This is a genomic window from Frisingicoccus sp. (assembly GCA_016298055.1).
Lineage (GTDB): Bacteria > Bacillota > Clostridia > Lachnospirales > Lachnospiraceae > Frisingicoccus.
Window position 1 is genome coordinate 1 of sequence record JAEDDO010000043.1, and the last position, 14550, is coordinate 14550.

A 14550-nucleotide genomic window follows, 5' to 3' on the forward strand; every position below is an offset into this window, starting at 1 on the left:
TCCTGCAAAAAAGATTTTAAAAAACATCATATCTTCTGCTTAAATTACAGGTATGGCAATCTTTAAAAAAAGAGACACATAGATTATTTCATCTATGTGCCTCATATACGATTACTCAACACTCTTCAATGATTCTACCATATCAATCTGACGAAGTTTATAGAACATACTGATATTAACAAGCATTGCAAATAAAACTGTAAGAATAATACTGTAGACATAACTCATTGGATTGATCTGACGTCCGAACATGATCATGTCAACTTCTAAGGTCAAAATCAAATACTTGTGTAACCAGCTTCCCATAACGACACCGATACATATACCAAACAGAGTAAGGAATATATTTTCACGATATACGTACATGGCAACTTCAATGTCACTAAAGCCTAAAACTTTCAAGGAGGCCAGTTCACGTCTTCTTTCAGAAATATTAATATTGTTCAGGTTAAACAATACGACAAACACTAACAATCCGGCTGAAATAATCAGTACCCATACTACAAGATTCAAAGCATTCATCATGTCATCGATGGATTTTTGTATATCCTTGACCAGAGTGATGGATTCAATCCACTCTTTTTCTAAAAGATATTGTGCGATTTCCTGTTCGCCCTTTTCTTCAACATCGTCCTCAAATTTGAAAAAGATCTGATTGTACTTTGGTGCTTCTTCAAATATATTTTCATATCCCGCCGGTGTCATGTAGACATAATGGTTCATATAATTCTCTGCAACACCTGTAACGAGTACCTCTGCATTTTTTGTATCACTGATTTTAAGTGTCACGAGGTCGCCTTCTTCAACCCCCATCACAGATGCAAGTTTTTCGCTTAAAATGACACCATCATCTGTCAACGTACATTTTTCCTTTGTCACGCGTCCATGAAGATCGAGATATTCTTCCATTTTTTGTATATCTTCAATCACATAGACCTGAGCCGTTTTCTCCGCCTTCTCTGTAAATACATCGACAGACAATAGTTTTGCAAGCATTGCACTCTTAATATTACTGTTATTGTTAACAACCGTGTCCAGCTCTGCTTTCTGCTCTTCCACTGCCTTCTCCTGAATTCCACTCAAAGCGGAATAGGTCCAAATATTCTTATACTGGTTTTTTGCAATTTCTGCAACCGAATCTTTGAGACCAAAGCTGACAAGAAGTATTGCCATACAGCCCCCGATGCCTATGACCGTCATAAAAAATCGCTTCTTATAACGTACCAGATTACGAATTGTAGATTTCATACTGAAATTTAAGTTCTTCCAAATGAATGGAATACGTTCCAGAAATACCCGCTTTCCTTGTTTTGGTGCCGGAGGTCTCATAAGCGCTGCCGGTGTGGACAATAACTCTTTATAGCATGCCGCAATCGTTGCTCCCACAGTACAAACTAATGCCATTAAAATTGAAATCACACACAAATCCCAGTGGATCGGAGTTACAATGTATTGCACATTACTGTACAGAATTCCGTAGGCTTTCATGATAACATACGGCAGTACCTTCGAACCAAACAATACACCAAAAACACCGCCAATCAATGTTGCACTGAATGCATATAAAATATATTTAGCCGCAATAGTCAATTTACTGTATCCCAATGCTTTCATTGTTCCGATGAGTGTTCGCTCCTCTTCGATCATACGTGTCATTGTTGTCAGACTCACCAATGCTGCTACGAGGAAAAAAATTAACGGAAGTACATTGCCAATGGCTCCAATACGCTCTGCATCCATCCCGTATTCCACACTGTTTTGTATTGTATCTCTTCCCAGAACATACCATTTTCCTTCTTCTAATTCAATTAATTGTTTTTCTCCCTCTGCAATCTGTTCTCTGGCTTCCTCCAGTTTCCGCTCATTTTTTTCTGCTTCTTCTTTGTATGTTTTCCAGCCTTTTTCCAGCTCTTCTCTGGCTTTTAAGAGTTCTTCCTGAGCTTTATTCAGTTTCTCTTCTGCTTCATCCAACTGATTCTTTGCTGCTGCTAGTTGCCCTTCACCATCTTCAATAGCCTTCATTCCGGCATCCAGCTCATTCTTTGCGACATCCAGTTGTGCACTATTTTGTGCGATCAGATTTTCATTCTCAGTAATCTCTTTTTTTGCCTCTTCAAGCGCCTGTTTCCCATTTTCAATATTTCGTTCAGCCTCTGCGATCTGTTCTTTCTGCGCGGATAATTCTTGTCTTTTTACAGATAGCTCATTTTTTGCAGCGTTTAATTCTTGTTCGGCTGACTGCAATGGTATCCATGCCTGATCTAATTCTTTTTTTGCAGACTGTAATTCGGACTCAGCCGCATCATACTGTGCCTGTAATTTTTCTGCCTCTGACTGCTGATTTTCCAACTCTGACTGCTTTGCACTGATCTGCGCCGCAATGCTCTGATATTTCTCACTGTCGGTTCCTTCTTCCTGCTCAACCTGTTTCAACTGGTTCTGAAGGTCCCCGATCTCATTTTGTTTGTATGATATTTGCTGTCTGATATCGGAAAGTTGTGCTTCCAAAGCTCTTACTTTTGAAGCTTCTTCCTCATATAAAGCTGCCTGCTTATCATATTCGGATTTCGCTGCCAGATACTCACGCTCTTTTGCATCAATCTGACTTTGAGCCTGCTCGATTTGCTGTTCTGCACCTGCGATCTGCTCCTTAGCCTTCTCTACCTGGATCATGCTTTCTTTCAACTGGACTTCCTGTTTTTCTACTTCTCTTTTTCCATAATCCAATGCCTCTTTCGCCTGATTCAAAGCCTGAACACCATTGTTATACTCTATCTGTCCCTGCTGCAGACGAATTTTGGAAGCCGCCAGTTCCTTACTATTTTTCTCCCATTCGCTTTTGCCGGATTGAAATTCTTTCAATCCCTCTTCATAAGCTTTTTTTCCTTCTTCGTAAGCTTTGCCGCCATCTTCCAGCTCTTTCTCCGCATCGGCCAGCGCCTGTTCTCCTGATGCTACTTTTTCCCTTGCATCGGACAATGCCTTCTCCGCATCTTCGTAGACCTCCGTGTGACGAATAATGCATCGTTCTCCTGCAATTTCTTCGATACGCTCTGTCACAAGTTTTACTGCCTCATCATAAGCATCTGAATATGTACTCAGGCCTTTTACGCCATTTACCATAGCATAAATTTCCGTATAGTAATCCATATCAAAGCTCTCTTCAGGAACGACCATAAATGCTGCCAGAGATCCATTACCAATGGATGCCGATCCACGACTCCATGATAAATACCAGGACCAGGTTCCGCTTCCGACAATTGTAAACGTATCTGTCTTTAAATTTTCCGGTTTATTTCCGGATTCATCGGTCAATGTAACCGTGTCCCCTATTTCATATCCTTTATAGATCATGAATCCTTGATCCATAAAGCATTCATTTTCTTTTTCCGGCATAGAACCTTCCCAAAGCGTCATCCGGTTTATACTTTCTCCTGCGGACATCACATTAAAGACCATTTCTTCATCGTCAAAAATCGACAGAACCTCCATAGAATATCCGCCTTCAGCCTTTATAATCCCCTCAACTGCTTCGATGGCTTCTACATCCTTTTCTGTGAGACCTAACGTTCCAATGATACGAACGTCCATCAGACTTGATTCATCATAATATTTATCCGCTGACGCAATCATATCCGGCTCGGCTGAACGTACGCCTGCAAAAAAGGCAGTGCCCAATGCTACAATAAATAAAAGCGAAAGATATCTTCCTATACTTTTTCTGATTCCGCGGAATAAATCAATCCACTGTGCTTTTTTCATTCTCCACTCTCCTCAGTTTCTTTTACCATTCAATCTTCTCTACCGGGAGAGGATCTTCATTATAATACTCTCGTGCAACACGTCCGTTTTTTATTTCAATAACATGGTTTGCCATCGCAGCAATCGCTGAGTTATGAGTGATGACAATAACTGTCATTTTTTTATCCCAGCATGTCCTCTGCAGCAGTCTTAATATCTGTTTTCCAGTCTGATAATCCAAGGCTCCTGTTGGTTCATCACATAATAACAATTTTGGATTTTTTGCTAATGCTCTCGCTATCGCTACTCTCTGCTGCTCTCCGCCGGAAAGCTGTGCCGGAAAATTATCAATACGTCCTTCAAGGCCTACCTCTGTCAATACAGAAACCGCCTCCAAAGGATTTTTACAAATCTGAGCTGCCAGTTCCACATTTTCTTTCGCTGTAAGGTTTTGCACCAGATTATAGAACTGAAATACAAATCCGATATCATCTCTTCGAAACCGTGTCAATTCCTTGTTTGAGTATTCTGCCACATTTTTTCCATCGACCATGACAGAGCCGGAAGATGCTTTATCCATTCCTCCCAGAATATTTAAAACTGTCGTTTTTCCGGCGCCGCTTGGTCCTACAATAACTACAAATTCTCCCTGATCAATAGAAAAATCAATCCCGTCAACTGCTCGGATTTCTACTTCACCCATCTGATATATCTTATGTACATCTTTCAGCTCAACAAATCCTGACATGTTTAATTCCCCCTAATCTATCGCAAATCACATCTTTTATAACTGTTCTTCGATAAATTCAATCACATCTTTCACTGTTCTGAAATCCTTAATATTGCGATCCGGAATCTCGATATCAAATTCATCCTCAACAACGCAGACGAGATTGACCAATTCAAGCGAATTAAGTCCCAAGTCCGCTTTTAAATCCATATCTTCATTAATTACAATGCTTTCATCACCTGTATGTTCTCTGATAATTTTTGTTAAAGTTTCTAACATATTAATTCTCCTTATATCTTTTTATTTTCTTTGTACTTGTTTTTGGAAATTCCGTATCTCGTATCACAACTTTTCCGATAGTTTTTACTTGAGGAAGCTGTCTGTTCAATGCTCTGATATCTTCATGGATATGCTCTTTTCCATCCGCTTTTTCTTCATCCAGATATACTTCTGCAACAATCACGCCATTTTCTCCATAGGCAATGACTTCTTTGACATATGGAATACTGCTGTAGATTTTATCTTCGATGGACTCCGCTGAAAGATTTTCACCGTTACTCAAGATAATAAGATTTTTAATCCTTCCCGTAATATACAGTTCTTTATTCTTAATGTAACCCAAGTCTCCGGTATGAAACCATTCGCCATCAAAAGCTTTTTTATTCTCCTCTTCATTATGATAGTATCCAGCCATAACATTCTCACCGCTGACAAGAATCTCTCCCTCATCCGATATCTTGATCTGATTACAGCACAGCGGTGTCCCGACACTTCCTATTGTAGGGAATTTTCCTCTGGTAACAGCAACAACCGGACCACACTCAGTAATTCCGTATCCATTCTGAACATTAATCCCCAGAGATCGAAAATCCCGGATATATTTTTCATCAATGGGAGCGCCTCCGGAAACGATCAATTCCAGATTACCGCCAAATGCATCCAGCACCGATTTAAAAAATTTTCTTCTCAGGTCAATTCCAAATTTCAGAAGTACATCGCTGATTTTCATCATCCTTCTCAAAGTGACATCTTTTCCTTCTTTGCGTGCGGTATCCCAGATTTTTTTATGCATGACTTCAATCATCAGCGGCACTAAACATAATAAATAAGGTTTTACTTTCTGAATATCCGGGAGAAGCCGTTTCAGGCTTCGGTTAATATATAACGGATATCCGTAAGCAATTGCACTGAACACGTTGGTCACCAGGCCAAAGGTGTGATGCAAAGGCAGCAGCAGCAATGCTGTGCCCCGCTTTATATCAACTGCATCACATGAGCCATAGGTATTCGCACAAAAATTGCGATGACTCATCATTACACCTTTACTCTTTCCACTTGTCCCGGATGTATAGACAATGGACGCAAGATCATCTTCTCCTATATTCTCCTGCATATATTCCGAATTTCCTGCAGCTATCAATTTTCTTCCTTCATCAATCAATTCCGGAAGCTGTTTCATGCTGCATAGTCTCACATTCTCCAGATTCATCCCGTCAATAATTTGTGCAATATCTGCGTACTGATGTGAATAAATCATAAATCTGCACTCACTGTCTGTCAGGATATCCGCAGCCCCTTCCGGAGAAATATCCTTATCAATCGGAACAATCATATTTTTACCGCATACGGCGGCAAAATATGTTAAGATCCACTGATAGCTGTTCTCTCCGAAAACCGCTATTCTGCAGTTTTTATATCCATTCTGATACAACCATGTTCCCAGTCCGTCCACATCTTCTTTAAACCTTCTGTAACTGATCACAACTTCATCTTTCTTTTCTTTGTACAAAAAAGCCGGCTCATCCGGATATGTTTCCGCACCAAAAATCAAAAGCTCTTTTAATGTTCTATGTCTGTGAAATTCATTCACTTGCCCCTTCTTCATTCTTTCCCCCCAAAGTAACCTATTTTTTCGAAGTAAGATACATATTTCGTCAAATACTCTATATCGATCTCACTCCATTCAAATCCAAGTGCACGAAGATAACCTGCCGTATAATTGCTGTCTGGATAGATGTCACCAATCGTATTCAGCTGGTTATTCTCATCAATATCGGTGATAAATGCATTAAATATATGCTCTTTACCCTTCTGCTTTGTCGTAGCCGTCAAAGCTTCCGCAAACTTCACTCCATCTACAGCCTTCAATACATATCCCAGCTTGCCAAAATCTTCACCAAGCTGTTTCATTTTCGCATGCTTAATATTACTGATATGGAAAACCGTCTGTTTCATACTGAAATGTCTTGCCAAAGTCATGACAGCCTCGGCCGCCTCATCAATCGGTGTAAATTCCAGATAATACTCCATAAGATAATCCGGACACACGCCCAATTCCAGTATCGCTTTGATTCTTTGTAAAAATGCATTTGATTCATGATTTTTCTGGAACATACCATCCAAAGACCGGTTTGTCAGGTTGCCCATACGCATAATATTTGCCTGGAGACCTTCTGTCATCGCTGTCATCACAGCCATTTCTCCTTCAAATTTACTGCGAATATAAACATTATCCAGCTGCTGACCTATATACAGATCATCTTCATCAAATACTTTAAGATTCTCTTCGGATTCAACAGGCAGACCATCGACTAAATGTGTACCTGAGATACTTAAAGTTGAAGAATGAACCAGTTTTGCTCCTGCATCTTTACAGAATTGAACGACACGTTTTGTCGTTTCAACATTGTTTTCATAAAAATATTTATATGAACCGTAATGTTTTACACTGGCAGCCGTATGAATGACCATATCAACGCAGGACAATAACTGATCGTATTCCTCCGCCATGCCAAATCGATCCTTCGACAGATCTGCACAAAATACTTCGATTCTGTCAGTATGCACATATCTGTTCCCAAAATAGTGCATGAGTGCATCCATCAATCGCTTTCTGCTGTTATCCGGATCCGTACCGCGGACAAGACAATATGCGACCCCATTGTCATTCTCCAGGAAGTTCGCAAGTATATGTATTCCCAAATATCCGGTGGCTCCGGTAAGCATGATATTACCGATATCTTTTCGCTGTGGAAGTGCAACAGTCTCATTCATATTATGACGGAGCAATTCGTTGATCTTTGTGAAATCTGCATCTCCGAAATGAATCGTCTCTGTGTCACCATTTTCAATAAATTCTGAAAGCTCTTCCACTGTTTTATAGTCAAAAACATTCTGTAAATCAAAGTAAATTCCCTGATCATGCGCTCTGGACACGAACTCGATCGCTCCCAGACTGTCTCCGCCCAATTCAAAGAAATCATCCGAAATTCCAATCGGTCTTATATCAAGAATCTCTTCCAGAATTTTGCATAATCCTATCTGAAGATTTGTTCTTGGAGGTATATATTCCTGATCATTTGCAATATTCTCCAGATCAATATCCGGTAATGCTGTTCTGTCGATTTTTCCGCTGGATGATAACGGCATATCTTCTAAATATACGAAAACATGCGGAAGCATATATTTCGGAAGAATTTTACTGATATGAACACGAATCTGTTTCGCTTCCGTTTCTTTTCCGGTATAAAAGGCACAAATAATCTGTCGTCCGTCACTGTTTTTTCGAACAAGAACCACTGACTGTAAAATTTCTTCCATACTGCACATCGCATTTTCGATTTCTCCCAGCTCAATTCGAAGTCCTCTGATCTTGACCTGGAAGTCATTTCGGCCGACATATGCAATATTACCGTCTTCACGCCAAAATGCAAGGTCACCGGTTTTGTAGAGGGTTCCTTCTTTAAATGGATTTTTCACAAATCTCTCTTTCGTCAACTCTGCTTTATTCAGATAGCCCTGTCCTACACTGTCTCCTCCGATACATAATTCTCCTATTACGCCTATCGGTACAGGCTTCATATACTGATCTACAATGTAAATCTGTGTGTTCGCAATAGGTTTTCCTATTGTAATGTCGGTGGATTTTATTTCTGCAAATGTCACACCTATGGTAGTTTCTGACGGACCATACCCATTAAATATTTTTGCAGGTGTATTTTCCACAAAAAACTCATATAATTCGGGTGTGAAATTTTCCGCACCAAGCATGATAACTTTCAGTTTTTTCAAACAGGCAACATAAGCCTTACTATTGCAGTATGCTTTAAATGTAGACGGTGTCGTATGAATGACATCAACCTCATACCGGTTCATTAAATCTGCCAGTTTTTCTGCTGAAACAATCTCTTCATCACTTGCAAATACAATGGAACATCCATTGATCAAAAACAGTCCGTAATCCACGCCAAATGCATCAAAGCAATGTTTGAATGTGGAAATGAGCCTTGATCCCTCATTCACCATAGCTGCATGATGATTTTTAGGGTTATTACTGCAGAAATTCACAAAATTTCTGTGACGGATCATCGTTCCTTTCGGCTTGCCCGTTGTTCCTGAAGTATAAATACTGTAACATAAATCTTCACTTGATACATCTGTTTTCGGATTACCCACTTCATTATGCATCTGTATGCTGTCAATATTTTCGGAAGATATAAGTAACTTAGCTCCGCTGTCATTAAGAATATAGTCGATTCTTTCCTTTGGATATTCCGGATCAATAGGAACATAAGCAGCGCCTGCTTTCAGTACACCGAACAATGCTGCTATCAGATAGCTTTTTCTCGGGAGGGCTACTGCAACGATATCCCCTTTTCGAATTCCCATATCCATCAAACTATGTGCTATTTTATTTGCCTTCACATTCAACTGATGATACGTTAATGTCTGATCACAGGCAATAACGGCAATCCTGTCCGGATGTTGTTCTGCCTGCTTTTCAAATAATTGATGCATACATGTATCCTTCGGGTACTCCGCATATGTATCATTGAAATCATTCATCACATATGTTTCTTCACTCTTTGTCATGGCTGATATATTTTTCAGTTTCTGTTTTTCATCTAATAACTGTTCCAGAATATTTTTATAACTCTCAGCCAAACGCTGCATCGTCTCTTTTTTATAAAGATCTGTACAATACTCCGTCATAATAATGGCATAATTTCCCTTCGGAAGAATATTAAAGGTAAAATCATATTTCGAAGTATTTACCGGCATTGGCACAATTTCTGCCTCTTTATCTCCAAAAATAATTCTGCTTGTCTCCTCACTCTGATATGCGAACATAACATCAAACAAAGGATTGCGTACGCTTGTTCCAATATTCAATTTCTTTACAAGCTCTCCAAATGGATAGTCCTGATGGGCAATGGCATTCACAGAATTTTGTTTTACTTCATTCAGGAATCTCTGTACCGTTTTTTCGCCTTCCGGCGCATTTCGCAAAGCGATCGTATTGACAAACATTCCTAAAGTGTTCATAAATTTTCCGCTTCGTCCGCTCATTGGCATACCGACAACAATATCTTCTTTTCCCGAATACTTTGATAACAGGATATTAAATGCACCCATATAAAATACATATGGTGTAATTCCCAGTTCTTTTGATTTATCCAGTATCTGGTTATAGAGTTCCGGTTTTACAACCTCATAAAGTGCATCCCCGTTATAGGTTTTTTTCTGCCCCGCCTTAAAATCCATATTCATATCAAGCACAGGCGGCTCATCATGAAATACGGACATCCAGTAGGCTTCACTCTTACTGTAATCCATAGGCAGTATCGAAAACATCTTATATTGTACCGGTTTCGTATCCAGCTCTCTTCCCATGTACAATTCATTTAACTCCTGCAAAAATACAGGCATTGAACCACCGTCTGTAATCGTATGATGCATATCGATCATTACAATATTTTCATAATAACCAACGCGCATAAGCGGTGCCTTCTGCAGGTCAAAGGGACGAATAAAAGCTGAAATATCTTCATTTTCCAGTTTTTCAATTTCACATACTGCCCTATCCTCAATTACCTGGATAATCTGTCCATCATTATTTTTGAACCATGTACGAAGAATATCGTGACGTTCCATCATTTGATCAATGGCCTTCTGCAGACGTTCGACATCCAGCTCTGCCACTTTAAATATGTATGGCACATTATAAGTTGTAATATCCGAATTCATGCTCTGCGCTGTGTAAATACGCATCTGTGCCGGTGTAGCCGGAATATCCCCCTCATAGTCAAAGACTTCTTCATTCAGCTCTGCGATTTCCATAGCAGCCGCTAACTCTCTCATGGTATCACATTCAAAAATACTCTTTGTGTCCGTTACATATCCTGCCTCTTCCAGTTTTGAGATCAACTCGATGCCCTTTAAGGAATCGCCTCCAAGATCAAAGAAATTGTCAAGCATACCCACCTTATCAACACCCAAAACTTCACAAGTGGATTCTGCGAGAATTTTTTCTTTTTCATTTTCCGGTGCCACGTATTCCACAGCCATATCCAGATGATAAAGATCGATTTCCGGCAGTGCTGTTCTGCTGATTTTTCCACTGGCGGTAAGCGGCATGACATCTAACCATGTGAAAATATGAGGTATCATATATTTCGGAAGTTTCTTACGGATATGACGTCGGATGTCCCTCATATCTGTCTCTTCTCCTGTATAGAAAGCACAGATGAGCTGACGTCCCTCTTTATTTTTCCGTACAATAACAACGGCCTGATCGATCGTTTCCATTGTACACATTGCACTCTCAATTTCACCAAGTTCAATACGCTGTCCTCGTATCTTTACCTGGAAATCATTTCGTCCTATATATGCTATATTTCCGTCTTCTCTCCAATAAGCCAAATCTCCTGTTTTATAAAATTTGCCCTTTCCAAATGGATTTTTTACAAACTTTTCTTTATTTAAATCCGGACGATTCAGATAACCTGCTCCCACACAATCACCGGCGATACACAATTCTCCCGTCACACCGATCGGAACCGGATTCATAAATGTATCTACAATATAAATCTGTGTATTGGCAATCGGCTTTCCGATATGGATATCTGTCAACTTACGGATTCTTGCCCCAGTTGCCACATGGGTCTCCGCCGGCCCATACTGATTATAAAAACTGATACCTTCCGTTCGTGCCAAATGATCATTGACAGCAAACGCTTCCCCTGCAAGTACACATATTTTGACAGAAGCAGCCAATGCATCTGCCTTTTCTTTCGTGTTCGTCAGGGAATCCAGATAGGTTGTTGTCGCATAGATGACGTCCACCTTATGCTCCGCAATTTTCTGAATGATCGTATCCGTCTTTGTCTCACGACGTTCCGGCATGAGCACACCGGTCAATCCGTTTAATAATGCTGTAAATATTTCCTGACTTGCCACGTCAAATGTAATGGTTGTCATAAAGCCAATCCGTTTGCATTCGGACATATCTTCATACAGACTCAGATCTGTCACCAGATTCGTTATTCCCTTATGCTTTAACAAGGTTCCTTTTGGCTTTCCTGTAGAACCCGACGTATAAATACAATAGCAAAGGGCTTCCTCATCCAGCTCAACGTTCGGATTATTCTTTTTTTCATTCTCTGTAACACTATGGAAATTTGCCTCAGTGATAAACAATTTTGCCTTACTGTCTGCAAGCATGTAATCGATTCGATCCTGAGGATAGTCCGGATCTACCGGCAAATATACGGCCCCAGCCTTTAAAATACCCAGAATGACTGCTATCATACTGCTCTTTCTCGGTAACGCAAAAGCCACAATATCCCCGGCACCAATTCCCTGTTCTATCAATGAATGTGCCACCTGGTTAGCCCGGATATTTAATTCTGCATATGTCAGATTACAATCCGGCGCAATAACAGCCATATGATCCGGAATTTTCTCTGCCTGATCTTCAAAAATCCTGTGCAGATAAATTCCCCGATCATAAGCTCTGTCAGATCCATTAAACTGACATAAAACTTTATCGCTTTCTTCTTCAGTGATCGCCCCAATATCTTTTAACCGTTTATTTCCATCCAGCATCTGTTCCAAAACATATTTATAGCTTTCCATGAAACGCTTCATTGTGGACTCGCGGTACAAATCCGTACAATATTCGACAACCAGAAGAATATCTTTTTCCTGAGGAAGAATACTCAATGTAATATCATATTTTGATGATGTGATCGGAAGTTTTAAAAGCTCCGCCTTTTTATCCCCAAAAATGACTTCTGTCATCTCTTCACTCTGGTACGCAAACATGATATCAAATAATGGATTCCGTCCGCCCGGCGCAATATTCAGTTTTTTCACCAATTCTCCATACGGATAGTCCTGATGAGCAAGTGCCTGGATGGAATTTTCTTTTACCTCCAGCATAAAATCTTTTACACTTTTGCCTCCGATCGGCTTATTGCGAAGTGCCACTGTGTTGACAAACATACCGATAGAATTCAAAAATCTGCTGCTTCTTCCACTCATAGGAACTCCAATGACAATATCTTCGCCCCCGGAGAAGCGCGCAAGCAAAACATTAAACCCACTCATATAAAATACGTAAGGCGTAATTCCAAATTCCTTACACTTCAATACGATCCTGCTGTGTAATTTTTCCGGCACTAAATCGTAAACACCGCTTCCGTTAAAGGTCTGTTTTGCCCCCGCTCTGAAATCTGTATTCAGCTCTAAGACCGGTATCTCATCATTGTATACAGACATCCAGTATTTTTCACTCTCCGAATGATCCTCTTCCTGTACAGCAAATGCTTTATATGGCACAGTTGGCTTTAATATTTCCCTTCCCATATAAAACTCATTCAATTCTCTTAAAAATACCGGCATAGAACTTCCGTCTGTTACAATGTGATGAATGTCAATCATTACCGTATTTTCATAATATCCCACTCTGATGAGCGGTGCCTTATTCAGATCAAATGGACGAATAAATGCAGAAATATCATCACTTTCCAGTTCTTTAACTTTGCACACCGCAGTTTCATCCAAAACCTGAAGGATCTTACCCTCCTTATTTTCAAACCGGGTGCGCAGTATTTCATGTCTTTTCAGAATCGCATCTACTGCTGTCTGCAGTCTTTCCGGATTCAATTCATCCGTACGGAATACAAAGGACACATTATACGTTGTACTGTCACTGGCCATTCCCTGCGCTGTATAGACACGCATCTGAGCCGGAGTAGCCGGAATGTCTCCTTCAAAAGCAAAAGTTTCTTCTGCAATCTCACTTTCCGTTAATTTCTCAGCCAGATCTCTTACCGTATTACTTTCGAAAATCGTTTTCGTATCAACAAAATAACCTTCCGTCTCTAACTTTGAAATGAGTTCCAATGCTTTCATAGAGTCGCCGCCCAAATCAAAGAAATTATCTAAAAGCCCGATTTTTTCAACCTTCAACACATCTGCTGCTACTTTTGCAAGTACTTTTTCCTCTGCCGTCTCCGGTGCCACATATTCCACCAGAATGTCTGTATTGTACAAATCTACTTCCGGCAAAGCCTTCTGATTGACCTTTCCTCCCGCAGTCAGCGGCATCTGTTCGATATGGGTAAAAATATGCGGCAGCATATATTTTGGTAAGGTTTTTCCGATACTCAGACGGATTTTCTGTGCCTCTACCGCCTCTCCTGTGTAAAACGCACAAATAATCTGTCTTCCTTCTCGATTTTTACGCACGACCACTGTCGCCTGAGCAATTTGTTCCATCGAACTGATCGCATTTTCTATTTCACCCAATTCAATGCGAAGTCCTCGAATCTTTACCTGAGAATCATTTCGGCCTACATAAACGACCCGTCCGTCTTCCTGCCAGTAAGCCAGATCTCCGGTTTTATAGATTTTACCTTCCCCAAAAGGATTCGGTATAAATTTTTCTTCTGTCAGTCCCGACCGGTTCAGGTATCCGGCACCCACATTATCTCCTGCGATACACAACTCGCCTGTTACACCGATCGGTACGATTCTCATGTGTTCATCCACAATATAAATCTGTGTATTTGCAATCGGCTTACCTATAGTGATCTTCTTTCCTTTTTCAATCTTGTCATAGAGTACACCGCATGTCGTCTCTGTCGGCCCATATCCATTAAAAATAATTGCATCTGTATATTTGCCCAATTCATAGAACAGATTTGGCGGGAAGTTTTCTGCTCCAACCATAATTACAGAAAAACGTTCCAGATTTCTGCAAAATTCTCTTGACTGCATATACATCTGTAATT

The 14550-nt window shown here is 40.2% G+C and carries 5 protein-coding genes; all 5 read right to left on the bottom strand.

What is annotated here, in order from left to right:
- Nucleotides 1-111 precede the first annotated feature (111 nt).
- Genes QZZ35_RS05320 through QZZ35_RS05340 form a run of 5 tightly spaced genes read right to left on the bottom strand, consistent with a single transcriptional unit; the run spans nt 112 to nt 14536 of the window.
- Entirely contained in the window at nt 112-3762 is a 3651-nt protein-coding gene (locus QZZ35_RS05320; protein WP_291236459.1) for an FtsX-like permease family protein, read from the bottom strand.
- Nucleotides 3763-3784: 22 nt separating this feature from the next.
- Nucleotides 3785-4489 carry an ABC transporter ATP-binding protein gene (locus QZZ35_RS05325; RefSeq protein ID WP_291236460.1) on the bottom strand — a complete coding sequence of 235 codons (705 nt, stop codon included), beginning with the start codon at nt 4487-4489 and terminating at the stop codon, nt 3785-3787.
- Nucleotides 4490-4525: 36 nt separating this feature from the next.
- Complete coding sequence (locus tag QZZ35_RS05330) at nt 4526-4750, bottom strand: acyl carrier protein (protein ID WP_291236461.1); 225 nt, start codon at nt 4748-4750, stop codon at nt 4526-4528.
- A 1-nt stretch (nt 4751) separates the two neighbouring features.
- On the bottom strand, nt 4752-6356 hold the full coding sequence (locus QZZ35_RS05335; protein WP_291236462.1) for an AMP-dependent synthetase/ligase: 1605 nt from the start codon (nt 6354-6356) through the stop codon (nt 4752-4754).
- Nucleotides 6353-14536, bottom strand: coding sequence for a non-ribosomal peptide synthetase (locus QZZ35_RS05340; protein ID WP_291236463.1), 8184 nt, complete (start codon nt 14534-14536; stop codon nt 6353-6355). Before QZZ35_RS05340 ends, QZZ35_RS05335 begins: the two co-directional genes overlap by 4 nt.
- Nucleotides 14537-14550: the final 14 nt, after the last annotated feature.